The 23840-nt window shown below is 67.8% G+C and carries 26 protein-coding genes, 1 tRNA gene and 1 other RNA gene; 12 read left to right on the plus strand and 16 right to left on the minus strand.

The window, feature by feature from the left end:
* From GDJ08_RS06985 to GDJ08_RS07025, 9 genes are all read right to left on the minus strand, one after another.
* Positions 1-1356: an aminodeoxychorismate synthase component I gene (locus GDJ08_RS06985; RefSeq protein WP_153164553.1), complete on the minus strand. Its 1356-nt coding sequence runs from the start codon at positions 1354-1356 to the stop codon at positions 1-3.
* A gap of 87 nt (positions 1357-1443) precedes the next feature.
* Entirely contained in the window at positions 1444-2706 is a 1263-nt protein-coding gene (gene fabF, locus GDJ08_RS06990) for a beta-ketoacyl-ACP synthase II (RefSeq protein ID WP_017357545.1), read from the minus strand.
* 136 nt (positions 2707-2842) lie between these two features.
* Positions 2843-3082, minus strand: coding sequence for an acyl carrier protein (gene acpP / locus GDJ08_RS06995; protein WP_017357544.1), 240 nt, complete (start codon positions 3080-3082; stop codon positions 2843-2845).
* Positions 3083-3235: 153 nt separating this feature from the next.
* Entirely contained in the window at positions 3236-3979 is a 744-nt protein-coding gene (gene fabG / locus GDJ08_RS07000; RefSeq protein WP_153164554.1) for a 3-oxoacyl-ACP reductase FabG, read from the minus strand.
* 72 nt (positions 3980-4051) lie between these two features.
* Positions 4052-4996, minus strand: coding sequence for an ACP S-malonyltransferase (fabD, locus tag GDJ08_RS07005; protein WP_026071039.1), 945 nt, complete (start codon positions 4994-4996; stop codon positions 4052-4054).
* A 462-nt stretch (positions 4997-5458) separates the two neighbouring features.
* Positions 5459-6241, minus strand: a complete 783-nt coding sequence (locus GDJ08_RS07010; RefSeq protein WP_017357624.1) for a BUD32 family EKC/KEOPS complex subunit — start codon at positions 6239-6241, stop codon at positions 5459-5461.
* Between the two features lie 74 nt (positions 6242-6315).
* Positions 6316-7293, minus strand: coding sequence for a beta-ketoacyl-ACP synthase III (locus GDJ08_RS07015; RefSeq protein WP_017357625.1), 978 nt, complete (start codon positions 7291-7293; stop codon positions 6316-6318).
* A gap of 88 nt (positions 7294-7381) precedes the next feature.
* Positions 7382-7579, minus strand: a complete 198-nt coding sequence (gene rpmF, locus GDJ08_RS07020) for a 50S ribosomal protein L32 (RefSeq protein ID WP_017357626.1) — start codon at positions 7577-7579, stop codon at positions 7382-7384.
* Between the two features lie 107 nt (positions 7580-7686).
* Complete coding sequence (locus GDJ08_RS07025; protein WP_136005608.1) at positions 7687-8196, minus strand: YceD family protein; 510 nt, start codon at positions 8194-8196, stop codon at positions 7687-7689.
* 114 nt (positions 8197-8310) lie between these two features.
* Here GDJ08_RS07025 and GDJ08_RS07030 point away from each other — a divergent pair, with 114 nt between their 5' ends.
* Entirely contained in the window at positions 8311-8883 is a 573-nt protein-coding gene (locus GDJ08_RS07030) for a Maf family protein (RefSeq protein WP_153164555.1), read from the plus strand.
* Here the strand turns inward: GDJ08_RS07030 and GDJ08_RS07035 are convergent.
* Positions 8868-10736 (minus strand): ArnT family glycosyltransferase, encoded by a 1869-nt coding sequence (locus tag GDJ08_RS07035; RefSeq protein WP_153164556.1) that lies wholly within the window; start codon positions 10734-10736, stop codon positions 8868-8870. The genes GDJ08_RS07030 and GDJ08_RS07035 overlap by 16 nt on opposite strands.
* Positions 10737-10776: 40 nt before the next feature.
* On the opposite strand from GDJ08_RS07035, the gene GDJ08_RS07040 reads away from it, so the two are divergent.
* From GDJ08_RS07040 to GDJ08_RS07055, 4 genes are read left to right on the plus strand one after another with little or no spacing between them, the layout of a single operon-like run.
* Positions 10777-11730, plus strand: a complete 954-nt coding sequence (locus GDJ08_RS07040; protein WP_206147290.1) for an AAA family ATPase — start codon at positions 10777-10779, stop codon at positions 11728-11730.
* A 37-nt stretch (positions 11731-11767) separates the two neighbouring features.
* Positions 11768-12706 carry a DUF58 domain-containing protein gene (locus GDJ08_RS07045; protein ID WP_153164634.1) on the plus strand — a complete coding sequence of 313 codons (939 nt, stop codon included), beginning with the start codon at positions 11768-11770 and terminating at the stop codon, positions 12704-12706.
* On the plus strand, positions 12699-14651 hold the full coding sequence (locus GDJ08_RS07050) for a transglutaminase TgpA family protein (protein WP_153164557.1): 1953 nt from the start codon (positions 12699-12701) through the stop codon (positions 14649-14651). The genes GDJ08_RS07045 and GDJ08_RS07050 overlap by 8 nt, the downstream gene beginning before the upstream one ends.
* On the plus strand, positions 14648-15172 hold the full coding sequence (locus GDJ08_RS07055; RefSeq protein ID WP_017355152.1) for a Slp family lipoprotein: 525 nt from the start codon (positions 14648-14650) through the stop codon (positions 15170-15172). The genes GDJ08_RS07050 and GDJ08_RS07055 overlap by 4 nt, the downstream gene beginning before the upstream one ends.
* A 39-nt stretch (positions 15173-15211) precedes the next feature.
* Here the strand turns inward: GDJ08_RS07055 and GDJ08_RS07060 are convergent, their stop codons facing one another.
* From GDJ08_RS07060 to dnaX, 4 genes are all read right to left on the minus strand, one after another.
* The gene (locus GDJ08_RS07060) at positions 15212-15562 is read right to left on the minus strand and encodes a histidine triad nucleotide-binding protein (RefSeq protein ID WP_017355153.1); all 351 of its coding nucleotides are present in this window, start codon (positions 15560-15562) and stop codon (positions 15212-15214) included.
* Positions 15563-15635: 73 nt separating this feature from the next.
* Positions 15636-16235 carry a recombination mediator RecR gene (gene recR / locus GDJ08_RS07065; protein ID WP_017355154.1) on the minus strand — a complete coding sequence of 200 codons (600 nt, stop codon included), beginning with the start codon at positions 16233-16235 and terminating at the stop codon, positions 15636-15638.
* 96 nt (positions 16236-16331) lie between these two features.
* Positions 16332-16652: a YbaB/EbfC family nucleoid-associated protein gene (locus tag GDJ08_RS07070; RefSeq protein ID WP_017355155.1), complete on the minus strand. Its 321-nt coding sequence runs from the start codon at positions 16650-16652 to the stop codon at positions 16332-16334.
* 6 nt (positions 16653-16658) lie between these two features.
* Positions 16659-18605, minus strand: coding sequence for a DNA polymerase III subunit gamma/tau (gene dnaX, locus GDJ08_RS07075; protein WP_153164558.1), 1947 nt, complete (start codon positions 18603-18605; stop codon positions 16659-16661).
* Between the two features lie 136 nt (positions 18606-18741).
* Between dnaX and GDJ08_RS07080 the strand changes: the two genes are divergently transcribed.
* The 6 genes from GDJ08_RS07080 to GDJ08_RS07105 all read left to right on the plus strand — a co-directional run bounded on the left by GDJ08_RS07080 (position 18742) and on the right by GDJ08_RS07105 (position 22748).
* Positions 18742-18834 (plus strand) — tRNA-Ser (locus tag GDJ08_RS07080).
* Between the two features lie 226 nt (positions 18835-19060).
* Positions 19061-20284, plus strand: a complete 1224-nt coding sequence (locus GDJ08_RS07085; RefSeq protein WP_153164559.1) for a DNA methyltransferase — start codon at positions 19061-19063, stop codon at positions 20282-20284.
* A gap of 2 nt (positions 20285-20286) precedes the next feature.
* Positions 20287-21162, plus strand: a complete 876-nt coding sequence (locus GDJ08_RS07090; RefSeq protein WP_229296475.1) for a DNA methylase — start codon at positions 20287-20289, stop codon at positions 21160-21162.
* A 116-nt stretch (positions 21163-21278) separates the two neighbouring features.
* Entirely contained in the window at positions 21279-21551 is a 273-nt protein-coding gene (locus GDJ08_RS07095; protein ID WP_153164561.1) for a hypothetical protein, read from the plus strand.
* Between the two features lie 89 nt (positions 21552-21640).
* Positions 21641-22285: a cation efflux transmembrane domain-containing protein gene (locus tag GDJ08_RS07100; protein ID WP_017355640.1), complete on the plus strand. Its 645-nt coding sequence runs from the start codon at positions 21641-21643 to the stop codon at positions 22283-22285.
* A gap of 13 nt (positions 22286-22298) precedes the next feature.
* Entirely contained in the window at positions 22299-22748 is a 450-nt protein-coding gene (locus GDJ08_RS07105) for a GNAT family N-acetyltransferase (RefSeq protein ID WP_136005590.1), read from the plus strand.
* Between the two features lie 4 nt (positions 22749-22752).
* On the opposite strand, the gene GDJ08_RS07110 is transcribed toward GDJ08_RS07105, so the two are convergent.
* The gene (locus GDJ08_RS07110; protein WP_017355638.1) at positions 22753-23070 is read right to left on the minus strand and encodes a DMT family transporter; all 318 of its coding nucleotides are present in this window, start codon (positions 23068-23070) and stop codon (positions 22753-22755) included.
* Positions 23071-23345: 275 nt separating this feature from the next.
* Between GDJ08_RS07110 and ffs the strand changes: the two genes are divergently transcribed.
* Positions 23346-23442, plus strand: an RNA gene (gene ffs, locus GDJ08_RS07115) — signal recognition particle sRNA small type.
* Between the two features lie 10 nt (positions 23443-23452).
* Here ffs and GDJ08_RS07120 read toward each other — a convergent pair.
* A complete protein-coding gene (locus tag GDJ08_RS07120) occupies positions 23453-23839 on the minus strand; it encodes a nuclear transport factor 2 family protein (protein WP_153164562.1) in 387 nt (128 codons plus the stop codon).
* Between the last annotated feature and the right edge of the window lies 1 nt (position 23840).

A 23840-nucleotide genomic window follows, 5' to 3' on the forward strand; every position in this document is an offset into this window, starting at 1 on the left:
TCAGTCCTGCCGCCCCAGCGCACGCAGCAGGCCACGCGCCTTGGCACGGGTTTCGTCCAGTTCCTTGACCGGGTCCGAATCGACCACGATGCCGGCACCGGTGCGGAACACCGCCGTGTCGGCGGCCACTTCGGCGGTGCGGATCAGGATGTTCAGGTCCAGGTCGCCATCACGGTTCAGCCAGCCGAACGCGCCGGTGTAGGCGCCGCGTGCGGTCTGCTCCAGCTCGGCAATGATCTGCATGCAGCGCACCTTGGGGCAACCGGTGATGGTGCCGCCGGGGAACGTGGCGGCGATCACCGCGCCGGGGCTGACATCCTGGCGCAGGCGACCACGCACGTTGCTGACGATGTGATGCACGTGGGCGTAGCTTTCCACCGTCATCAGCTCGTCGACCTCGACGCTGCCGGGCGTGCAGATGCGCCCCAGGTCGTTGCGTTCCAGGTCGATCAGCATGACGTGCTCGGCACGCTCCTTGGGATGGCCCACCAGCTCCTGGATGCGCGCGGCATCGTCGTCGCCGGCGAAGCGCGGGCGCGTGCCGGCGATCGGACGGGTCTGCACGTCATCGCCATGCACCGAGACCAGGCGCTCGGGGGAGGAGCTGACCACTGCCCTGCCCTGCGCCATGAACAGGCCGGCGAACGGGGCCGGATTGGCCACCCGCAACTGGGCATACAGGGCCTGCGGCGACAGCGGCTGGGCGAACTGCGCTGCCCAGCGGCGCGACAGGTTGACCTGGAACACATCGCCGGCGCGCAGGTAGTCGATCACCTTGCCAACACCGTCGGTGAAGCGCTGCGGGGCGTCTTCCGTCACGTCGGCCGGCGGCTGCCAGGCCGGCAGCGGTGCCAGCGTGGTGGATGCCTGCACATCGGCCAGCAGGGTCGGCAGCAGCCCGGCGTGGTCGGTTTCGCAGATGGCGTGGTACTGGCCGAGAACGCGGTCGTGCAGCACGGCGGCCGGGCAGCGCAGGGCCAGTGCGGAGGGCAGGCCGTCGGCGCGCGCGGGCACCTGCAGCACGGTTTCGATCTGCCCGGCCAGTTCATAGTCCAGCATCAGCGCCCAGCCGCCGCGGAACGGCAGCATGGTCTCCTCGCGGGGCAGGCGCAGGGCCGCCCAGTGCGCATCCAGCGCCTCGAGAAAGCTGCCGGCGTGGGCGGTGCCGTCAGCGTCGCGGACCACGCCGTCGGCGTGCAGCGCCAGCGCCTGGCCGTTGGCCATCAGCAGCAGGTCCCAGCGCCCCTGGGCGGTGCCCGAGGCGGTGGACTCCATCAGCAGCGGATAGCGCGAGGGGTCCATGCGCTGCAGCGCGAGCAGATCGGTGGTGGCGGGCAACGGCTGGATCTGGAGCATGGCAGGGAACCGGAAAGGAGCGCGGGGGCCAGATACACCAAGGCCGCCATGATGGCGGCCCGGGCGCGGGGTACGACGGTGCGCGGATCAGACGCGCTTGAACACCAGCGTGCCGTTGGTACCGCCAAAGCCGAAGCCGTTGGACATGACCACATCCACCTTCTGCTGGCGCGCCACGTTGGGCACGTAATCCAGGTCGCAGCCTTCGCCCGGCTGCTGCAGGTTGATGGTCGGCGGAATGATGTTGTCGCGCAGCGCCAGCACCGAGAAGATCGCCTCGACGCCGCCGGCGGCACCGAGCAGGTGGCCGGTCATCGACTTGGTCGAACTGACCATCATCCTGTACGCGTGGTCGCCGAACGCGGTCTTCATGGCCATCGTTTCACCGAGGTCACCCAGCGGGGTCGAGGTGCCGTGCGCGTTGAGGTAGCCGACCTGGTCCGGGGTCACACCGGCGTCCTTGAGGGCCATCGTCATGCAGCGCGCAGCGCCTTCGCCGTTCTCGCTCGGCGCGGTCATGTGGTACGCATCGGAACTCGCGCCGAAACCGGCCAGCTCGGCATAGATGCGCGCGCCACGCGCCTTGGCGTGTTCGTACTCTTCCAGGATCAGGATGCCGGCACCGTCGCCCAGCACGAAGCCGTCGCGGTCCTTGTCCCACGGTCGCGAGGCTTCAGCCGGCGCGTCGTTGCGGGTGCTCATGGCCTTCATCGCGCAGAAGCCGCCCAGGGCGGTCGGCGAGGAGCCGCGCTCGGCGCCGCCCACCACCATCACGTCCGCATCGCCGTACTGGATCATGCGCATGGCGGTGCCGATGGAGTGGTTGGAGGTGGCGCAGGCCGACACCGCCGAGAACGACGGCCCCTTCAGGCCGGTGATGATGCTGAGCTGGCCCGGCAGCATGTTGATGATGGTCTTGGGCACGTAGAAGGGCGAGATTTTCTTGCCCTCGTGGAACTCGATGGTCTGTTCCTCGATGCCCAGCAGACCGCCGATGCCCGCGCCGACGATGGCGCCCACGCGCTCGGCATTGGCGTCGGTGATCTCCAGGCCCGCATCGTGCAGGGCCATGAACGAGGCACCGAGGCCGTAATGGATGAACGGGTCCATCTTCTTGGCATCCTTGCCGCTGACCCGGAATTTGCCGAACTGTTCGTTGTCGGCGGTGATGTCGAAGTCCCTGACCTCACCTGCGATCTTGGTGGTGAAACGGTCCAGGTAGGACTGCGAAACGTTGGTCAGCGGACCGATGCCGGAACGGCCTTCGGTGATGCCCTTCCAACTGGTGGCCATATCATTGCCCAACGGCGAGACCATGCCCATGCCGGTAACGACGACGCGACGCTTCATTGCAGATTCTCCTGACCCGGGTGTTGCGGGTATGACGCGGTACAACGCTCAAATGCACAGGGCCGCATGTGCGGCCCCATGAGTTTGCCGCACGCGGTCGCGGCGATTGCCACGGCCGCGCGCAAGCCGCCTGACATCAAGCCTTGACGTGGGCGTTGATGTAGTCGATCGCAGCCTGGACGGTGCTGATCTTTTCGGCTTCTTCGTCCGGGATCTCGCACTCGAACTCTTCTTCCAGCGCCATCACCAGTTCAACGGTGTCCAGCGAGTCAGCGCCCAGGTCATCGACGAACGATGCGCTGTTGGTGACTTCTTCTTCCTTGACGCCAAGCTGTTCGACGACGATTTTCTTGACGCGTTCTTCGATGGTGCTCATTGGATATCGCTCCAGATGGAGTAGTGGTTCAAAAATGACGCCATCCGGTGAGGGATGACCGTGGGATAGTGTAGTGGAAACCAGCGACGCCTTGCATCGCTGCAAAACATCTTTCAGATCAACCACTTGCGGCGCGATCCCTGCGCCACATGCTTACGGCATGTACATGCCGCCGTTCACATGGAGGGTTTCGCCGGTGATGTAGCTGGCCGAGGGACCGGCCAGGAACGCCACCGCATTGGCGATGTCGGACGGTTCGCCGAGGCGCTCCAGGGCGATCGACTTGACCAGACCGGTGCGCTGCTCTTCCGGCAGGGCCTTGGTCATGTCGGTATCGATGAAGCCCGGCGCCACGACGTTGACGGTGATGCCGCGCGAACCGATTTCCTTGGCCAGCGACTTGGAGAAGGCAATGATGCCGGCCTTGGCCGCCGCGTAATTGGCCTGGCCGGCGTTGCCGGTCACGCCGATCACCGAGGCGATGTTGATGATGCGCCCCTTGCGCGCCTTCATCATGCCGCGGATGACAGCCTTGGAGGTGCGGAACACGCTGGTGAGGTTGGTGTCGAGGATGGCCTGCCAGTCCTCGTCCTTCATGCGCAGCAGCAGGTTGTCGCGGGTGATGCCGGCATTGTTGACCAGGATGGTGATCGCACCGAATTCCTTGGCGATGCCGTCCAGCACGGCGTCCAGCGCGGCCGCGTCGGTGACGTTCAGCGCGCGGCCGTGGCCGCCCACGGCGGCCAGGCGCTCGCCGATGGCGGCGGCACCGGCGTCGGTGGTGGCGGTGCCGATCACGGTCGCGCCCTGCGCGGCCAGTACGTCGGCGATCGCCGCGCCGATGCCACGGCTGGCGCCGGTCACCAGTGCGATTTCACCCTGAAGGGGCTTGCTCATCTGTGTTTCCTCGGACGGGACCGGTCAGCAGCGCAGGCACAGGGCCATGCCGTTGCGGAGGCAGTCGAAAAATCAGGCAGCCCAGGTCTCGCGGGCAGCTTCAAAATCAGCGGGCGTGGACAGTGTGCGCGCGTCCAGCGTTTTGTCGATGCGCTTGATCAATCCGCTCAGGACCTTGCCCGGGCCACACTCGGCCACACGGACAACGCCACGGGCGGCCAGCGCCTGCACGCAACCGGTCCATTGCACCGGCAGGTACAGCTGCTGGACCAGCGCCTGGCGGATCGCATCAATGCCGTCATGGATGCGGGCATCCACGTTCTGCACCACCGGCAGCGCCGGGGCGTGCCAGTCCAGGCCGGCCATCGTTTCGGCCAGGCGGTTGGCGGCTTCGCGCATCAGCGGGGTGTGCGAGGGGACGCTGACGGCCAGTTTGACCGCCTTGCGCACGCCCTTGTCGGCCAGCAGCGCCAGCGCGCGGTCGACCGCGGCCGCATCGCCGCCGATCACGATCTGGCCGGGCGAATTGTAGTTGGCCGGAACCACGACCTGGCTGCCGGCGGCCTGCTCGCAGACCTCCAGCACCAGCGCATCCTCGGCACCAAGCACGGCAGCCATCGCGCCGACGCCGGTGGGCGCGGCATCCTGCATGAGCTGGCCGCGCAGGCGCACCAGATGGGCGCCATCGCGAAGCGACAGGGCGCCCGCCGCGACCAGGGCAGTGTATTCGCCCAGGCTGTGGCCGGCCAGGACCGCCGGCTGGGCACCGCCCACGGCATTCCAGACACGCCACACGCCAATGCTGGCGGCCAGCAGCGCCGGCTGGGTGTACTCGGTGCGGTTGAGCATTTCCTCGGGACCGCCCTGCGAGAGCGCCCACAGGTCCACGCCGGCACCGTCGGACGCTTCGCTGAAGGCCTCACGCACCTGGGGGTGCAGTTCGGCCAGTTCGGCGAGCATGCCCACGGACTGCGAGCCCTGGCCTGGGAACACGAAAGCGAGATTGGAATCGGTCACGCGGTCATCCGCCTGCAAAAATCGAACGGCAAATGATAAGGGCGAACACCGCCCTCCGTCTGTACTGACGCGTATTGAGGGGGCTGGGCGCGGCGCGTACAGCCCCTTCAAGCGAACGGCAACAGCACCTAGGCTGCACGGTCCCTGATGAGGACCGCGACGAGTGGGGGTGCGGGACACGCCGTGAATACGTCCCTGTAGGCGCGTAGAAAACATCCATGTTTTCTACGGTCCCACACCCCCACTCGCCCGGTCCCCGCACGGTGCGTCGGTGCGCATGGAACGGGCAGAAGCGGGTGCAGCGGGCTGGCGTGGCACAGCGAACGCTGTATGCGGTGACGTGGATTGCCCATGCGCGCCGGCCAACTGTCGGCGGTGCGGCGTGCGTGGGTTCACGGGACCCTTCGCCGCATGGATGCGGCGATGGAGCCTACAGGGACGTACTTCAACCAGCGCTTTCGATCACACCAGCAACTGCAGAATGTCCAGGTCGCCGTCGGAGAAGAAGTCGAAACAGATCACCGCCAGCATCAGCACGCCCAGGGTGGTGGCGCCGTGCACGATCAGGATCGCATGGGCCAGGGCGCGGGCCGAGCGGCCCATTTTCAGGCTGGCGCGGGCCAGACCGCGCAGGCGGCCGGAGACTTCGTGCGCGTGCGCCAGGACCGGTGCCTCGGCACCGTCCATTGCATCGGCCATCAACTGCTGCAGCCGCTGCGGGCGGTCCTCGTAGTACTTGGCCACGCCATAGCCGAACATCAGCCAGTCGCGCGCCTGGGCCTGGGCCAGGTCCATCACTTCCAGCGGGTCCTCCTCGAAATCGATGAAGCCCACCTGCTGTCCGTCCCAGGTCAGGTTGCGCGGCAACGGCTGGCCGAAATAGGCGCCGTTGCGATGTGCCGACGCGATCGCCTGCATCGCGGCCGAAACCAGCCGATCGCGGCCGGCGTCGTCGGCCTGGCGCAGGCAGGTATTGAACGAGCTGCCGTTGTCGCCCAGCACCAGCGCGGCATGGCCACTGCCGATCACCGGCGGCACATTCACTCCCTGGTCCTTCAGCTCGGCCAAGCGGCGGGCTTCGGTTTCACGGGCGGCATCGCCTCCCCGGTGCGGCGGCGGACGCAGCGCGTCCAGCTGGAACCGCCGCGCGATGAAATTGAGCAGGCCCAAGGCCACCACCCGACTTCCTTCGCCGTACTGCTTCAGCCAGGCGCGTTGCCCTTCAATGACGATGGGCTCAACCATGACGGATCTCCTGAAATGCTTACGGCCCCGAATGGGGCCGTAACGACTGCATCACGTTGTCGTAACGTGCGCTATCAATAGCGCAGCAGTGCCGAACCCCAGGTGAAGCCGCCACCGAAGGCCTCCAGCAGCAGCAGCTGACCGCGCTCGACGCGACCGGAGCGGATCGCCACATCCAGCGCCATCGGCACCGAGGCCGACGAGGTGTTGCCATGCTTGTCCACGGTCACCACCACCTGCTCCATCGACATCTCCAGCCGCTTGGCGGTGGCTTCGATGATGCGCAGGTTGGCCTGGTGCGGGATCAGCCAGTCCAGATCGGCCTTGGTCAGGCCATTGGCATCCAGGGTTTCGTCCACGACCGAGTCCAGCGCCTTGACGGCGTACTTGAACACATCGTTGCCCTTCATCAGGATCGCGCCGCGGGCGTTCTCACCCTCGCCGAAACCGGCCGACACGCCGACAGGATTCCACAGCAGCTCTTTCTTGCTGCCATCCGAATGCAGGTGGGTGCTGAGGATGCCGGTGTCTTCGTCGGCCTTGAGCACGACCGCGCCGGCGCCATCGCCGAACAGTACGCAGGTGGTGCGCTCGGTCCAGTCGACGATCCGGGTCAGGGTTTCCGCGCCGATGACCAGCACATGGCGTGCGTCACCGGAGCGAATGAATTTATCGGCCACGCTCAACGCGAACACGAAGCCCGAACAGGCCGCGTTGACGTCGAAAGCGGGGCAACCGGTCGCACCGAGCTTGGCCTGGATCAGGCACGCGGTGGACGGGAAGATCAGATCCGGGGTGGTCGTACCCACCACGATCATGTCCAGCTGCGAAGCGTCGATACCCGCCGCTTCCAGCGCACGCACCGCGGCGTGATAGCCGAGGTCGCTGGTGGTTTCCGTGTCCGCGGCGATGTGCCGCTCCCGGATACCGGTGCGCGATTGGATCCACTCATCGCTGGTGTCGACCATTTTCTCCAGATCCTGGTTGGTCAACACTTTTTCGGGCAAATAGCTACCAGTGCCCGCGATCCTCGAGTAGATCCGCTTGCTCATTGCATGTCCTGTAGCACGATCGTCAACAGCGACGACCGGGAAGAATGGGGCAAAGGCCGCTGCCCGACCGGGCAGCGGCCTTCACGAATCAATCTTCTTCGACGGCCGAGTTCGACTTGGTCGTGATCACCTTCTTGCCACGGTAGAAACCGTCAGCGGTGATGTGGTGACGCAGATGCACTTCGCCCGTGGTCGGGTCGGTCGACAGCTGCTTGGCGCTCAGGGCGTCATGCGCACGGCGCATACCGCGGCGGGACGGGGTAACACGGGATTTCTGCACAGCCATGGGATTGCTCCAAACTCGGTTCGTTTTGCTTCGTCGTTTCGTCGCACAGGACGCCAGCGCCCAGCACAGTCTTCGCTTTCGCCGCAGCCGCCGACGACAACCGGCTGCTATTGTTTTTTCAACGCCGCCAATGCCGCGAACGGATTGGCCTTGCTGATTTCTTCTTCGGTCGGTGCCCAGTCGCGATCCACTGCCTCACCATCGGGAGACAGCGGTACCACCGGGACGGCCAGGACGAGTTCGTCCTCGACCAGTTCCAGCGGACGCAGTTGGCCGTCCTCGGGGACCAGCCACGGCTCATACCCTTCCGGCAACGAGGATTCATCCTCTTCGCTGCGGATCAGGCCGAGCCGCTGCACCATCGAGACCGGCAACAGGAAGCGCTGCAGGCTGCGCTGACAGATCAGCGGCAACTCGGTGTCGATGGTCAGTTCAACATAGGATACCCGCAGGATGTCGTCGTGCGCGAATTCCAGTGCATAGGTGCACCGGCCTTCGGTATCGGCAACAAGGCCTTGCAGGCGGGTCAATTCAGCCAGATCGACCTGGCCGTCGAAGCGCCTGCGCGCTGCGACCATCCGCCAAGCATCCAGCAATTCGGGCACGTTCGCGGACATAAGCCGCTGAATGTTAAGGATCGCCCGGCCTGCTGTCAAATCCGGTTTCAGTCAGGTTGCAGCAGCCGCCCTGGAGCAGCCAGACTGCCGGCCTTCCGCGCCCGGTATTGTCGCATGACCCCGCTCCTGCTTGCCTCCACCTCCCGCTACCGTCGCGAACTGCTGGGGCGCCTCGGGCTGCCCCTGGACACCGCGCGCCCGGACGTGGACGAGACCCCCGCCCCCGGCGAGGCGCCGCGCGCGCTGGCGGTGCGGCTGGCGCAGGCCAAGGCGGCCGAGGTCGCCGCGCGGCATCCGGGCCGCTGGACGCTGGGCTCGGACCAGGTCGCCGAACTGAACGGGGCCCCGCTGGGCAAACCCGGCACCGTGGCCGCCGCGCAGGCCCAGCTGGCGGCGATGTCCGGCCAGTCGGTGGCCTTCCACACAGCCATCTGCCTGATCCGCGATGGCGAGATCCACCAGGCCTGCGACCTGACCGAGGTCCGCTTCCGCACGCTGGGCGCCGATGAGATTGCCCGCTACGTCGCCGCCGAGCAGCCGCTGGACTGCGCCGGAAGCTTCAAGTGCGAAGGCCTGGGCATCACCCTGTTCGATGCAATCGACAACCGCGACCCGACCGCGTTGATCGGGCTGCCGCTGATCGCCGTGGCGCAGCTGCTGCGCCTGGCCGGTTATCGCTTGCCCTGAGCCTCGCCGGCGGGGCGCGCGGGGACCACGAACGCCTGGTCCTGCCAGCGCTCGACACTGCCATCGCGTCCATACAGGTTCAGGCCCAGCCAATGCCGGCCGGGCGCCAGCGCGCGGGTATCGATACGCGCGTCGAAGCCGACGTTGGGGTGCTGCGGGTCGTTGGAGATCTTCCAGAAGGCGGTCACGTCGTAGGCCCGACCGTACTGCGCCTCGGCCACCGGACGATCATCGACCAGCAGCTCCACCCGGGCCAGGCCGATGCCATCCTTGAACGCCCAGCCGCGCACATCGAGCATGCCGTCCACCGTGGCATCGGCCACCGGCGTATCGATCCACGCCATCGCCGGCGTCACGCAGGGCCCGGCGGCGCGCTCGGCCGGCAGTTTGAACAGCAGGAAGCGCTGGAAGCCGTGGTCGTTGCTCACCACCTGCGGCGGCGGCAGCGGGCCCACCTGGCGGCAGACATCGTGGTAGCGCTCCAGCAGATCGCGATAGCGCTGGTCGCTGGGCGACAGCACCAGCAGCATGGGCGCATTCCGCTGCCCCTCGTGCAGCAGCCCCCACAGGCCGAGCTGCGCACTGCGTCCGTGCTTGTCGTTCAACGGGTGCTGCAGCACCTCGATCGACGGGTCACGCAACTGGAAGCCCAGCTCCGCACCCACCTTGAAGTTGCCGGCCAGCACCCGCGTGCCGGGCGGCATCGTCGCCAGCGACTCGCGCACGGCGCTGGCCAACGGCTGCCAGCCGGCGAAATTGCGCGGGTAGTACTTGTAGCCGGCCAACTGCTCGCGCAGCGCCGGCGTGGAGGCCACCAGATAGTAGGAGAAGGCCAGCGCCAGACCGGCGCCGGCCATCCACCAGCCGGTGCGGCGCAGCCAGCGCGGCCAGCCATTGAACACCACCGGCACCGCGATCAGCAGCGCCAGGTAGCCCGGCAGCGGCCAGTGGAAACTGATGCGCTCCACATCGGTGAAGAAGCCGAGCACGAAGATCGCCACTGTCGATACCGCGCCGATCAGGCCGAAGTAGCGCCATTGCGCGCGCGCACCACCGCCAGCGCGGGTGCCCGCAAGTGCCACCTTCCACATCGCCACGCACAGGATCGGCGTGACCAGCATCGGCTGGATCACCAGGAACCACAGGCCACTCCACTGGAAGGCCCACGGATGGCGTTCGACCACCTGGAATTTCAGGCCGGCCTCGTGGTTGTCGGCATTCCATGCCAGCAGCGGCAGCCAGGCCAGCACGCCGACAGCCAGCGCCACCCACACGCGCGGATCGCGCAGCATGCGGCGGCCCTGCGGCAGCAGCAGCAGCGCAATGAACCCCACCACGATCACACCGATGAAGCGGTAGTGGCTGAGCGCGCCGATCATCAGGCCCAGCCCCAGCTTCACCGCCGCCGCCGCATCCACCTGGCGCAGCAGGCGGGCCCCGGCGTCCAGGCACAGCACCGCCGCCAACGCCATCGGCACGTCCGGCACCGCCAGCATGCCCAGCGTGGCAGACAGCGGCATCAACAGGGTGAGGCTGCCGGCCTGCCACCCTGCCACCGCACCGAACCAGCGCGTGGCGATCCGCGATACCGCCCAGGGCAACCAGGCACCGATCGCCAGGAACGGCAGGCGCTGTGCCAGCACATGCGGACCACCGATCTCCACGCCCAGCCGCGACAGCCACGCCGTCAGGCCGGGCAGGTCCGAATACGCGGCCGCCAGATGCTGCCCTTCCTGCCAGTAGAACGCTTCGTCCACGAACAGGGGCAGGCGCGCGGCCACCACCAGTTTGACGGCGGTGACCAGCGTCCATAGCAACAGGAAAATTGTGCGTGCGCGTTGTTCGCCTTGCATTGCTCTATAGAATCAGTGGAATCATCGACACGAGACGGACATGGACAACTCGCCCCACGTGCCAGCCATGCTAACCGATGTCCTGCGACAGTCCCTTCGCAGCGCGCAGGACCAGGTCAACGCCCTGCTGCTGGGCAAGCAGCACGAAGTGCGGCTGGCGTTCGTCGCGCTGCTGTCCGGCGGTCACCTGTTGATCGAAGATCTGCCCGGCCTGGGCAAGACCACCCTCGCCCATGCGCTGGCCTCCAGCCTCGGGCTGGGCTTCCAGCGGGTGCAGTTCACTTCGGACCTTCTGCCAGCGGATGTGCTCGGCGTCTCGGTTTACGACGCAGGCAGCCGTCAATTCCAGTTCCATCCGGGCCCGGTCTTCACCCATGTGCTGCTGGCCGACGAGATCAACCGCGCGCCGCCCCGCACGCAGAGCGCGCTGCTCGAAGCGATGGCCGAGCAGCAGGTCACCCTTGATGGCACCACCCATCCGCTGCCTGATCCGTTCTTCGTCATCGCGACCCAGAATCCGGTGGACCTGTCCGGCACGTTCCCGTTGCCGGACTCGCAGCTGGACCGCTTCCTGCTGCGGCTGGCGCTGGGCTATCCCAATCCGGAATCGGAGCGCGAACTGCTGCGCGGCACCGACCGCCGCCACCTGATCGCCCGGGCGACCGCCCAGCTGAGCGACGCCGACGTGCGCACGCTGCGCGAGGCCGTGGGCCAGGTGCACGCCAGCGACGCGCTGATCGGGTACGTGCAGGCGCTGCTGACCCGCAGCCGGCAGCACGCCGGGGTGCGCGTCGGCCTGTCGCCACGCGCGGGCCTGGCCCTGCTGCGCGCGGCCAAGGCGCATGCATTGCTGCTGGGGCGCGCGCATGTGGTGCCCGAAGACGTGCAGACCCTGTTCGTCGCCGTGGCTGGCCACCGCCTGGTACCCGAGGCCGAGGCCTCCACGGGACCGGCGCTGGCGCGGGCGATCCTGCAGACCGTCCAGGTCGACTGAGATGCACAGCGGCTGGGGAGACCGCTTGAAGCAGAGGATGCTGCCGGCCAATGGCCGGCACTACACGCGTCCGCGCCAGCCCGACACGTTGCCGCAGCGGATCGACCGCCGCCGCATCTATGTGCTGCCGACCCGCTTCGGCCTGTTCGTGGCCGTCCTGCTGGGCGCGATGCTGCTGGGCGCGCTGAACTACAACAACAACCCCGCGCTGCTGCTGGCCCTGCTGCTGGGTGCGACCGGCATCGCCAGCGCGATCAGCGCGCACCTGCAGTTGTCGGGCGTGCAGGTGGACGCGGTGTCGGCCGACCCGGTGACCGCCGGCCACCCGCTGCGCCTGCGCATCAGCCTGTCGCGCCGCGACGCGCGCGCCCGGCGTGGACTGCGGATCGAACACCACAACACCCTGGCCTTTGCGCACCTGGCGCACGACGACCAGACCGAAGTCGATCTGGATATGCCCACCACGCAGCGCGGCTGGCTGGACCTGGACCGCATCCGGCTCTCCACCACCCAGCCGCTGGGCCTGGTGCGCGCCTGGACCTGGGTGTGGCCGGACACGCCGTTGCTGGTCTACGCCGCGCCCGACACCCAGGCGCCGGCACTGCCCGAAGGCGGCGGTGACCCGCTGCACACCCGCGTGCATCCCAGTGGCGAGGAGCTGCATCAACTGCGCCCCTATCGCGCCGGCGACCCGCCGCGCAGCATCGCGTGGAAGCACTCGGCCCGCCGCGATGCGCTGCTCGTGCGCGAGTACGAGCGCCCGGTGGGACTGGACGTCCAGCTGGACTGGCGGCACCTGGCACCGCTGCCGACCGAAGCCCGGATCGCGCGGCTGGCACGCTGGGTGGACCTGGCCGAACGCGAGGGCCGCCGTTACACGCTGACCCTGCCCGGCCACCCGGTGCTGGGCCCGGGCAGCGGCAACGCCCACCACCACCTGTGCCAGCGCGCGCTGGCGGTGCTGCCGCATGGCTGATCCCGTGCTGCCCCCCGATCTGCCGCGCAGCGCGCGCCACTGGAGCCTGGCCAGCGCCGCGCTGGGCCTGCTGCCGCTGCTGCTGCAACTGCCCGATGCGCTGGCGGCGGTAATCGCGGCGGTTGCGATCGGCACGGCGCTGGCCTCGCGCGGACGGGTGCTGCCCGCGCCGCTGCGGGTGCTGCTGGTCCTGGCCATGCTCGGCGCGATCTACTGGCAGATGGGCGCCCGGCCCGGCCGCGACACCGGCTGCGCGCTGCTGGCGGCGATGCTGGCGATCAAATCCAGCGAGCTGCGCTCCCTGCGCGATGCCCGCAGCCTGCTCGGCTTTGCGTTGTTCGCCCCGTTCGCCGCGTTTCTGCTCGACCAGGGGCCGCTGACGCTTGCGCTGGCGATGCTGGCCGCGTTGACCGCCCTGCTCGCCCTGCAGCGGCTTGCGCATGTGGAAGGCCAGGCCGCGCCTCCCGCCGCGCGGGGGCAGGCACGCGGCATCGCCCGGCTGGTGGCGCTGGGGCTGCCGCTGGCGCTGGCCGCGTTCTGGCTGTTCCCGCGCCTGAGCGAGCCGCTGTGGGGTATCCCCGAGCGCGCGGTGTCCAAGCCGGGCCTGTCTGACAGCATGGAACCGGGCACCTGGCTGGACCTGATGGCCGATGACACGCCTGCCCTGCGCGTGCAGTTCTTCGGGGCCGTGCCGGCGCCGTCGCAACGCTACTGGCGCGGCCCGGTGATGACGCGGTTCGACGGCCGGCGGTGGCAACAGGATCGCAGCCTCGACCGACGGCCGCCGCCGCAGGTGACCCACGGGGCGACGCGCTGGGACTACCAGATCGACTACGAACCCACCGACCGCCGGCAGCTGGTGGCCCTGGACCTGCCACTGGCGGCGCCGCCGGGCAGCGAACTCAACGCCGACCACAGCCTGCGCAGCCGCGCTCCGCTCGCATCCCTGACCCGATGGCGCCTGCAGTCCTCCCCGGCCACCGCCTACTCCCAGCCACTGACGCCCTACCAGCGCCAGCTCGCGCTGGCGCTGCCGGCCGGCTTCAATCCGCGCACGGCGGCGCTGGCCCGGGCGTGGCGCCGCGATGCCGGCCAGGACGATGCGGCGATCGTGCAGCGCGCCCTGGACTGGATCGGCCAGCGTTTCGCCTACACCCTCGACACGCCGCTGCCCGGGCGCGACGGCGTGGATGAGTTCCTGTTCGACCACCAGGCTGGCTTCTGTGAACACTTCAGCGGGTCGTTCGTGGTGCTGATGCGCAATGCCGGCATCCCCGCGCGGGTGGTCACCGGTTTTGCCGGCGGTGTCCGCAATCGCTATGGCAATTACTGGGTCGTGCGGCGCATGGATGCCCATGCCTGGACCGAAGTCTGGCTGGACGGCCGCGGCTGGGTCCGGGTGGATCCGACAGCCGCTGTAGCGCCCGAGCGCGTCTACGACACGCTGGAAGACCGTCTGGGGGCCGGCGCCGACGGCGGCCTGCAATCGCGCTGGCTGCAGGCCGGCGAGCTCGGCGACTGGCTGCGCCGCGGCTGGAACGACATGGTGCTGTCCTTCGATGCCAACCGCCAACAGCAGCTGCTGCGTCCGCTGGGCATCGAGCGGCTGGAACCGTCACAGCTGATCGCTGTTTTCATGGTCTTCGCACTGGCCGCGCTAGGCTGGATGGCGTGGCTGTTGGCACGCGGGGAGCGCGAGCGCGATCCGCTGCTGCGCGCCTGGCACCGGGTGAACCGGCGCTACGCGCGGTACGGCCTGGCCCGTGCCCCGGCCGAGACGGCCGGCGACTGGGCGCGGCGTGTCCACGCGCAACGGCCCGACCCCGCCCTGCTGGCACTCAGCGTCCGTTTCGTTCATGCGCGGTACGCTGGCGCAGACGTCGACCTCGCTTCATTATTGCGCGACCTGCGCAGGCATCGCCCGAACCCCGGAGCATCCTCATGAAGATCCAACTGCTGCTTCCCCTGGCCGCCTCCCTGGCACTGGCCGCCTGTGCAACCGCACCCAAACCGCTGCAGGGACAGTTCAGCGTCGTCACCCCGCGCGATTCGGTAGCCACCCAGCAGGTCGGTACGCCCGTCCGCTGGGGCGGACGCATCATCGAAACCACGCCGGGCCAGGGCGAAACCTGCTTCCAGCTCATCTCGCGCCCGCTCAACGGCAGTGGCCGCCCGAGCACCACCTCCTCCGATGCCAGCGACGGCCGCTTCATCGCCTGCCGCGCCGGCTTTTACGATCCGGCCGTGTTCGAGCCGGGCCGCGACGTGACCTTCATCGGCAAGATCGACGGCTACCAGAACACCCGCATCGGCGAGTACGACTACCGCCTGCCCAAGATCAACGCGGACGTGATCTACCTGTGGCCGGAACAGCGCCAGGTCGACGTCGTGCCGGCCTACCCCTACGGCCCGTGGGGCCCGGCATGGGGCCCCGGCTGGGGCTACCGCGGCTGGGGTTGGTGGTAAACAAGCAGCAGAAAGACGCCACCCCAGGGTGGCGTTTTTTCATGCCCCGAAATGCCCCAGCGGTGCGCCGGCGAGCAGATGCAGGTGGATGTGGAACACGGTCTGCCCGGCATCGCCCCGGCAGTTCATGACGATGCGGTAGCCGTTCTCGGCGAACCCTTCGCGGCGGGCGTACTCGGCCGCGGCCAGCGCCAGCTTGCCGATCAGGTGTGCCTGCGACGGCTGCACATCGTCCAGGGTCGGAATCGCTTCGTTCTTCGGAATGAACAACACGTGCACCGGCGCCTGCGGTGCGATGTCCTTGAAGGCCAGCACTTCGTCGTCTTCATAGACGATGGTGGCGGGAATCTCGCGGCGGATGATCTTGCCGAACAGGGTGTCGTGGCTCATGGGGCACCGTAGGAAACAGGGCCCTGGAGAGTAGCGCGGATGCGCTATCGGATTCGACCCATCCCGCGCGCGGTCATTCCTGGATGTCGGTGCGCGTGCCGAAGGCATGCGACAGCGTGCCGCGGTCCACGTACTCCAGTTCACCGCCCAGCGGCAGGCCTTGGGCCAGGCGGCTGGGCCGCACGTTGTGCGTGCGCGCCAGCTGCGCCAGATAGTGGGCCGTCGCTTCACCCTCGACGGTGGCACTGGTGGCGATGATCAGCTCCTGCACCTCGCCCTGTTTCAGGCGGGCGTCGAGCTGGTCCAGCCCGAGTTCGCGCGGGCCGATGCCGTCCAGCGGCGACAGGCGTCCCTGCAGCACGAAGTACACGCCCCGGAAGCCGGTGGCGTGTTCGATCGCCAGGCGGTCGGCCGGCGACTCCACCGCACACAGCTGCTGGCGCTCGCGGCTGCCGTTGGCACAGACCGTGCAGAGCTCGCTCTCGCTGAAATCGCGGCATTGCACGCAATGCCCGATCCGCTCGATCGCCTGCGCCAACACCTCCGACAGGCGCTGCCCGCCATCGCGTTCGCGCTCCAGCACGTGGTAGGCCATGCGCTGTGCGGTCTTCTGGCCCACGCCGGGCAGCACCCGGAAGGCCTCGATCAGTTGTTCGAGCAGGGGCAGGCTCATGGCGGCGGACTCACTCCAGAAACAAACGCGCGAAGCCCGAAGGCTTCGCGGCGCAGGCAACGCGGGACACCGGGCAGGGCCGGCGCGGCGTTGGGATCAGAACGGCAGCTTCATGCCCGGAGGCAGCTGCATGCCGGCCGTGGCCGAGCCCATGCGGTTCTTGGATTCGGCATCGATCTTGTTGGAGGCATCGTTGAACGCCGCCGCGATCAGGTCTTCGGCCATTTCCGGGTCAGCCAGCACGGCCGGGTCAATGCGCACCTTGCGGCACTCCTTGGCGCCGGTCAGGGTCACGCTGACCATGCCGCCGCCGGCGCTGCCGGTGACTTCCAGCTTGGCGAGTTCTTCCTGGGCCTTCTGCAGGTTCTCCTGCATCTTCTGGGCCTGCTGCATCAGTTGGGCGATATTGCCACGCATGGGTCTTTACTCATCAAAGGGACGGATGGAATCGGTCACGACCCGGGCGCCGTGTTGCTGGATCAGCAACTGCACATCCGGATCGGCCATGAAAACGGCTTCGGCCGCCTGTTGTCGTTCGCCACGCTGGCGGTCCGAACGCTGGTGCAGCGTTTCGGCCTCCGCGCCACCGGCTTCGATGACGATCTTCGGCGCCTGGCCCAGCGGACCGTTCAGGGCGTCGGTCAGCGCCGCCAGCGAGCGGTCCGAACACAGGTACTCAAATCCGGGCGATACCGCCAATTTCAAGACACCGCGCTGATAGCCGATGAACGCCGCGTGCGCCGCGAGCTGCCGCGACGGACCGCTGAGCTGGCTCTGAGCGACCAGTTCCAGCCAGGCTTCGGCGCTGGCCAGGCCGATCGGCGCGTCCGGAGCCACAACGGCGGCCGCCGGTTCATCGGCCGCGGACGACGGCGCAATCGCGATCCCCTGCGGACGATGCGGGACAGCGGCCGACGGGGCCGGTCGTTCCGGCGGTGCTTCCCACGGCGCGACCATTGCCGCATCGGGCGTGGCCATTTCGGCGGCCAGCGCTTCGTCGCGGTCGTCGGCGGCCCCGTCCTGGTGCCACGGCGGCAGGTCGTCCGGATCGGCGACCACCGTCGGTGCGGCGGGCGTGGGGGCCGCGGGTTTGGTCGGGGTTGGGGCGGGCGCCGGCGGCGCCACCACCGGGGCCGCTTTCGGCACGGCCGGCGTGGCGGCGGCCGGCGCAGGCGCGACGGCCGCCGCAGGGGCCGCGGCGACGGCACCAACGCCGTGGCCGCTGCCGGTGCCACCGGTGCTGCCCACCCCGGTGCCGGTCTCCGGATCACGCGGTACCGGCGGCACCGCCGCCGCCGGCCGGAAGGCCAGCATGCGCAGCACAGCCATTTCGAAGCCGGCGCGCGGGCTGGGCGCCAGATACAGATCGCGGCGCCCATTCAGCGCCATCTGGTACCACAGCTGTACCACTTCCGGGCGCAGGCGACCGGCAAAGGCCACCGCATCGATGCCCTCACCCGCCGCCGATGCGCCCGGGACCAGCTGCTGCACCTGGATGCGGTGCAGGCCTTCGGCCAGCGCTTCCAGCACGCCACCCCAGTCCGGCGAGAATTCCGCCAGCAGCGCCACCACCTGCAACAGGCGGGGGCCGTCGCCGTCGGCCAGCGCATCGAGCATGGCGGCCACCTGGGTACGGTCGACCGTCCCCAGCATCGTGCGCACCACGTCTTCGCGCAGCGCACCACCGGCGTAGGCGATGGCCTGGTCCAGCAGCGACAGGCCGTCGCGCAGGCTGCCGTCGGCCGCCTTTGCCAGCTGGACGATCGCGCTCGGGTCCGATTCGATCTCTTCGGCAGCCAGAATCCGGGTCATCTGCCCCTGGATCTGGTCCTCGTCGAGCCGCTTGAGGTTGAACTGCAGGCAGCGCGACAGCACCGTCACCGGCAGCTTCTGCGGATCGGTGGTGGCCAGCAGGAACTTCACGTGCTCCGGCGGCTCTTCCAGCGTCTTCAGCAGCGCGTTGAACGCCGCCTTGGACAGCATGTGCACTTCGTCGATCAGGTAGACCTTGTACTTGCCGCGGGACGGCATGTACTGGGCGTTCTCGATCACCTCGCGGACGTCATCGACACCGGTATTGGATGCGGCATCGATCTCCAGCAGGTCGATGTAGCGACCCGAATCGATGTCCAGGCAGGCCGGGCACTGGCCGCACGGGTCGGCGCTGGTGCCCTGCTCGCAGTTCAGCGACTTGGCGAAAATACGCGCGATCGTGGTCTTGCCCACCCCGCGGGTGCCGGTAAACAGGAACGCATGGTGCACACGGCCGCTGTCCAGCGCATTGCTGAGCGCGCGGACCACGTGTTCCTGGCCCACCAGCTCGGCAAAACGCTTCGGACGCCACTTGCGGGCAAGGACGAGATAGGACATCAGGCCACCGTCTTCATCGGGACGTCCATTGTGCCACGCCTGTCCAGCCCCCCTGCCCCCCGCGTCGTGCCGCTTGTGCGTTGGCGATTCCCCCGCTAGAATCTGCGCCCCTGCAGCGGGTTGTTGCCGCAGGTCCGGAGAGGTGTCCGAGTGGTTGAAGGAGCACGCCTGGAAAGTGTGTAAGCGTCTAAACCGCGCTTCGGGGGTTCGAATCCCCCTCTCTCCGCCAGACAAACGTAGAAAGGCCGCCTTCGGGCGGCCTTTCTGCTTTTCGCCCTTCGATCTCAGCCGCCGCGACAACGTCGCGCAATTCTTTGGCGGCGTCAGTCGTCCCGACGTTACCATCCCCCCATCGCATACACGTGAGGCCTCACTTGCTGTTCGCCCCCCCCCCTACCGCCAGGCCGAAGGCGAAGCCGCTGCAGACCGCCCGGTCAGGAACGTTCACGGACAACATGCGGCTGCCCGTCCACCGGTGGTTTCGCTATTCGGCAGGCTTTTCTGCTGAATGGGCGGAAAGCGTCATCGATGCCCACGGCGGCAAGCACTGCACCGTGCTTGATCCCTTCGCAGGATCCGGCACCACGCTTGTCGCCGCGGAGCACTGCGGCGCGGCCGCGTTCGGGTTTGAGAGCCATCCGTTCGTAAACCGCATTGCCGAGGCCAAGCTGTCCTGGCCCAGCGACAGCGATGCGTTCCTGGACGCCGCCGAGACGGTAAAGCAGCGTCTCGACACCTGGGAGGCGCTCATCACCGAGGCACAGGGTGCGCCCGATCTGCTGCAGAAGTGCTACTCCGTCGACGTGCTTGCCCAGCTCTATGCCCTGCGCAACGGATACACGACGGAGTCCGGCGCGCTCGATCCCGCTGCGGCGCGACTGGTGTGGCTGGCCATCACGGGCATCCTGCGCGCCTGCAGCGGCGTGGGTACGGCGCAATGGCAGTACATCCTGCCCAACAAGTCGAAGGCCAAGGTGCTGGAGCCACGGGTGGCATTTGATGCCAAGGTGCAACAGATGGCCGCGGACATGCGCTCGGCCCAGGAACACCGGTGGAGCGGTTCTGCCCGTGTGTTCGCCCACGATTCGCGCAATGCGCAGATCCCGATTGAACCTGGTTCCGTCGATCTCGTTCTGACGTCCCCGCCCTATGCAAACAACTATGACTATGCGGACGCTACCCGGCTGGAAATGATGTTCTGGGGGGAGATCAAGGGCTGGGGTGATCTGCAGAATGCCGTTCGTCAGCACATCGTTCGTTCGTGCTCCCAGCACGCGGCCGCCGATCGCGTCGATCTGGCGAGCATGCTTGAACATCCCAGCCTGTCAGCCATTCACAGCGAGATAAGCGAGGTCTGCAACGAACTCGCCACGGTACGCCTCGGCAAGGGCGGCAAGAAGGCGTACCACATCATGGTCGCAGCGTACTTCCACGACATGGCGGCCACGTTCACCATGCTTCGCCGCGCCTGCCGTGACGGCGCGCGGATGTGTTTTGTGGTCGGCGATTCCGCGCCGTACGGCGTCTACGTGCCTGTCGACGACTGGCTGGGACGCCTGGCGGTGGCCGCCGGCTTCACCTCGTATTCCTTCGAAAAGCTGCGTGACCGCAACACGAAGTGGAAAAACCGGAAACACACCGTGCCTTTGCACGAAGGCCATCTATGGATTGAGGGTTGACTGTGGCGAAATCTCCATCCCACCGCTTTGGACAGATCATTGGCGACCTCCTGGAGGAGATCGTCCTGCCGCAACTCCAGGCGTACTGCGATGCACGCGGGCTCTATCTGGACAAGAAGGGAAAGCGCGCGGCCCGCTCGGGCTCGAAGGTCAGTTGGCAGGATCGCTACAAGAACTTCCACGACCTCGATTTCGTCATCGAGTCGGGCGGAAGCGATGGCGTACGTGGGCGCCCGGTTGCCTTCATTGAAGCTGCCTGGCGCCGCTACACGAAGCACTCCCGCGCCAAAGCCCAGGAAATCCAGGGCGCGGTCATGCCGATCGCCGAACAACACTCCTGGGACAAGCCTTTCCTTGGCGCCATCCTCGCGGGTGTGTTTACCAGGGACTCGCTGGCGCAGATGCGCAGCTGTGGTTTCGAAACCATTCTGATGCCCTATGACTCGATTGTTGAGGCATTTGCGTCCGTCGGCATTGACGCACGATTCGATGAGGAAACGCCGGATCAGGAGTTCGCGCATGCCGTCGAGCAGATCGAATCACTCACGCCCGAGAAGAGAGCCTCGCTCAAAGCGCAACTGACCGCGAACAATGCAGCGCAGTTGGCGGGCTTCTTCGACAGCCTGAAGAAGGCCATCGACAGGGCCGTATCCAAGGTCATGGTCATTCCGCTGCACGGCGTGGAAAGGGAGTTCACCGGGGTGGATGCGGCAACGCAGTTCCTCGCGGAGCACGACCAGGCCAGAGTCGACGAAGGCGCGTTCCGCAAATACGAAATCGTCGTGCGTTACTCCAATGGTGACCGCGTTGAGGCCTCCTTTGAAGACAGGGCAGCGGCCCTTGGCTTCCTGGGTTACATCGGGGCCACTGCGCACTAACCGGGCGCGCGGGGATCGGCCCCAGTGGGGACAAGGTGCATTGTCCCTCCCATGTGGCAGGATCGGGCACTCGGTCAACTGCAAGGAATGCACGATGATGACAAGGGCGATGCGTTGTGCCCTCGTGCGATTGCGTGCAGTCCAGCGGCGCCTCGAGCGACGCCGAGCTGAAGAAGATCTGCGAAGGCCTGGCGGCCACCTCCGCGCAGATGGGAGGCAAGGCAGGCCAGGTCACGTATATGGACGCCTGCCCGTCCCCATCGCAGGGCCGCTGCAGACAGCTGTTCGGCCTGGCGTTCGATGGCTACTACTACGAGCGTTCCGCCGACGACCTGGCCGGCCTGCCGGACAGCTGCACCCACGGGGGCGGCCACTGGACCACCGGCTGAACCTGCCGGCCCGGCCATCCGTCGATCGGCCGCAGCGCCCCGGATCTGGATTACAGTCGCTTCGCCTCCCTCGCCTGTGCGCTGCCCCCATGTCCGACTGCTGCGGTTGCGGAAAGATCGTCGATGTTGCCGCCCTCCAGGCCAGGCAGCGCCGCGTGCTGGGCATCGTGCTGGCCATCAACCTGGCCACGTTCGTGATGATGGCCGGCGCGGCCTGGTGGAGCCACTCGTCCTCGCTGCTCTCCGGCAGCCTGGACAATCTGGGCGACGCGCTCACTTACGCGATCAGCCTGGCGGTGGTGGGCGCTTCCGCGCGGGCCAAGGGGCGCGTGGCGCTCCTGAAGGGACTGCTGATCCTTGGCGCCGCCCTGGCCGTTGCCGTGCAGATCGGCTGGCGGCTCACCCATCCCGCCGTCCCGTTGTTCGAGGGCATGGGAATTGCCGGCGCGCTGAACCTGGCGGCCAACGGGGTCTGCCTCTGGCTGCTCACGCCCTTCCGCCACGGCGACGTCAACCTGGCATCGGCATGGGAATGCTCGCGCAACGACATTGCCGAGGGCGTGGCCGTGCTGCTGGCAGCGCTCGCCGTGTGGGTGTTCGGTGCTGGCTGGCCGGACCTGCTGATCGCCGGCGCGCTGCTGGTGATGTTCCTGCGCTCGGCAGTGCGCGTCCTGCGCGCGGCCTGGCAGGCGCTGCGTGTACAGGCAACGTCGAACACGCCGGTGGCACGCTAGCCATCGCCCCACGATGCGCATCTCCCGCCCCTACCGCCCCGCCGACGCGGACGCCTGCCTGCGCATCTTCGACAGCAATGTGCCCGGCTATTTCGGCGCACATGAGCGCGCCGGCTTCGCTGCGTACCTGCAGCATCCAGACCGCACGGGCGACTACCGGGTGATCGAGCGCGACGGCCGGATCGTTGCCTGTGCCGGCCTGGCGATCGATGGAACAACCGCCGCGTTCTGCTGGGGGATGGTCGAGCATGGCCTCCACCGCCAGGGGCTCGGCCACACGCTGGCGCAGGCGCGCCTGGGGCTGGCGCGTGCCGTGGGTGCGCAGCGCGTGACCCTCAGCACCAGCCAGCACACGCGCGGCTTCTACGCGGCGCTGGGCTTCACCGTGACCCGGGTCGTCACCAACGGCCACGGCCCGGGCCTGGATGCGGTGGAGATGGAACAGGTCCTGTCCGGCCGATGACGGCTCAGCCGCTCGAGACCTTCATCAGCACCAACCCGCTGACGATCAGCACCGCCGCGCCGATCCGCATCGCGCTGATCTGCTCGCCCAGGAAGACGATGCCGACCACGAACGCACCGACCGCACCGATGCCGGTCCAGATCGTATACGCGGTCCCCAGCGGCAGCGTGCGCATGGCCAGCGACAACAGCCAGAAACTGGCGGTCATGGTGACCAGGGTGATGATCGAGGGAGTGAGTTTGCTGAACCCGTCGGACTGCTTCATCGCGAACGCCCAGACGATTTCCAGCACACCGGCTGCCAACAGATAGATCCAGGCCATGCGGCCCTCCTTGATGGGGCCAGGCCGTCCTGGTCAGTCGTACCCGATGCGGGGGAGGTCGTTCCTCCTGTGCGGCGTATTTTACCCACCCGACCGCCCGATGGGCGGTCTGCCGGGCAGCGGGCTACATGGGATTCAGACTCGCCAGTCTGGCACTGCGTGCCGCGCATGCGCTAGAATGCGCGACTGCACTGCCGGACCTGTTCCGTCGCGCAGCTCCAGCATCCAGCGGCCGATCCTGATCGCCCTGTCTGCGGAACGTCTCTATGGTGGCCCCGTCGGCCCCTCGCGACGCTAGGTCGAAAATCCCGCCAGGGCCGGAAGGCAGCAACGGTATCGATCGACGCGGGCGCCGAGGTCAGCCGGCGGGGCCGCCACCTTTTCAGGGGTCCGGTACCGGCGTGCCCTGGTGGAACACCATCCGCCACGCGCCTGCGCGCAACCGCCGCAGCGAACTGCGCAGCACCGTGCGTTGGCGCTCGCCATTGATCACGTAGGCGCTGCGATAGCGCACCTGCGCAACGTGCGCGTCGAGCAGCAGGACGCTGATGTCCTCGGCGAGGATCTCGACCTGCGCCCGTTCGGCCGGCAGTTCCGCCAACGCGGTGGCGCGGTCGAAACAACCGCCGGAACTCCCTATTTCGGCGAAGTCGTCATCCAGCAGTGCCGTCAGGCGCGCCCGGTCACCACGCACGACCAGGTCGTGCAGCGCGCGCTCCAGCGCCTCCAGATGATCGGCCAGCGCGCTGGGCACCCGGCCGGCCGCCATG

Origin of the sequence: Stenotrophomonas nematodicola, assembly GCF_009467805.1 — a bacterium.
GTDB lineage: Bacteria > Pseudomonadota > Gammaproteobacteria > Xanthomonadales > Xanthomonadaceae > Stenotrophomonas > Stenotrophomonas nematodicola.

Bases quoted from the DNA above. Each gene is read 5' to 3' on its own strand.
- GDJ08_RS07110 (WP_017355638.1), bottom strand. From the start codon at position 23,070: ATGGCCTGGATCTATCTGTTGGCAGCCGGTGTGCTGGAAATCGTCTGG.
- GDJ08_RS07060 (WP_017355153.1), bottom strand. From the start codon at position 15,562: ATGAGCCACGACACCCTGTTCGGCAAGATCATCCGCCGCGAGATTCCC.
- GDJ08_RS07055 (WP_017355152.1), top strand. From the start codon at position 14,648: ATGAAGATCCAACTGCTGCTTCCCCTGGCCGCCTCCCTGGCACTGGCC.
- GDJ08_RS07070 (WP_017355155.1), bottom strand. From the start codon at position 16,652: ATGCGTGGCAATATCGCCCAACTGATGCAGCAGGCCCAGAAGATGCAG.
- fabG (WP_153164554.1), bottom strand. From the start codon at position 3,979: ATGAGCAAGCCCCTTCAGGGTGAAATCGCACTGGTGACCGGCGCCAGC.
- rpmF (WP_017357626.1), bottom strand. From the start codon at position 7,579: ATGGCTGTGCAGAAATCCCGTGTTACCCCGTCCCGCCGCGGTATGCGC.
- GDJ08_RS07105 (WP_136005590.1), top strand. From the start codon at position 22,299: ATGCGCATCTCCCGCCCCTACCGCCCCGCCGACGCGGACGCCTGCCTG.
- fabF (WP_017357545.1), bottom strand. From the start codon at position 2,706: ATGAAGCGTCGCGTCGTCGTTACCGGCATGGGCATGGTCTCGCCGTTG.
- GDJ08_RS07035 (WP_153164556.1), bottom strand. From the start codon at position 10,736: ATGCAAGGCGAACAACGCGCACGCACAATTTTCCTGTTGCTATGGACG.
- GDJ08_RS07025 (WP_136005608.1), bottom strand. From the start codon at position 8,196: ATGTCCGCGAACGTGCCCGAATTGCTGGATGCTTGGCGGATGGTCGCA.
- GDJ08_RS07050 (WP_153164557.1), top strand. From the start codon at position 12,699: ATGGCTGATCCCGTGCTGCCCCCCGATCTGCCGCGCAGCGCGCGCCAC.
- GDJ08_RS06985 (WP_153164553.1), bottom strand. From the start codon at position 1,356: ATGCTCCAGATCCAGCCGTTGCCCGCCACCACCGATCTGCTCGCGCTG.
- acpP (WP_017357544.1), bottom strand. From the start codon at position 3,082: ATGAGCACCATCGAAGAACGCGTCAAGAAAATCGTCGTCGAACAGCTT.
- GDJ08_RS07120 (WP_153164562.1), bottom strand. From the start codon at position 23,839: ATGGCGGCCGGCCGGGTGCCCAGCGCGCTGGCCGATCATCTGGAGGCG.
- GDJ08_RS07045 (WP_153164634.1), top strand. From the start codon at position 11,768: ATGCTGCCGGCCAATGGCCGGCACTACACGCGTCCGCGCCAGCCCGAC.
- GDJ08_RS07085 (WP_153164559.1), top strand. From the start codon at position 19,061: ATGCGGCTGCCCGTCCACCGGTGGTTTCGCTATTCGGCAGGCTTTTCT.
- GDJ08_RS07010 (WP_017357624.1), bottom strand. From the start codon at position 6,241: ATGGTTGAGCCCATCGTCATTGAAGGGCAACGCGCCTGGCTGAAGCAG.
- recR (WP_017355154.1), bottom strand. From the start codon at position 16,235: ATGAGCCTGCCCCTGCTCGAACAACTGATCGAGGCCTTCCGGGTGCTG.
- GDJ08_RS07100 (WP_017355640.1), top strand. From the start codon at position 21,641: ATGTCCGACTGCTGCGGTTGCGGAAAGATCGTCGATGTTGCCGCCCTC.
- GDJ08_RS07040 (WP_206147290.1), top strand. From the start codon at position 10,777: ATGGACAACTCGCCCCACGTGCCAGCCATGCTAACCGATGTCCTGCGA.
- dnaX (WP_153164558.1), bottom strand. From the start codon at position 18,605: ATGTCCTATCTCGTCCTTGCCCGCAAGTGGCGTCCGAAGCGTTTTGCC.
- GDJ08_RS07030 (WP_153164555.1), top strand. From the start codon at position 8,311: ATGACCCCGCTCCTGCTTGCCTCCACCTCCCGCTACCGTCGCGAACTG.
- GDJ08_RS07015 (WP_017357625.1), bottom strand. From the start codon at position 7,293: ATGAGCAAGCGGATCTACTCGAGGATCGCGGGCACTGGTAGCTATTTG.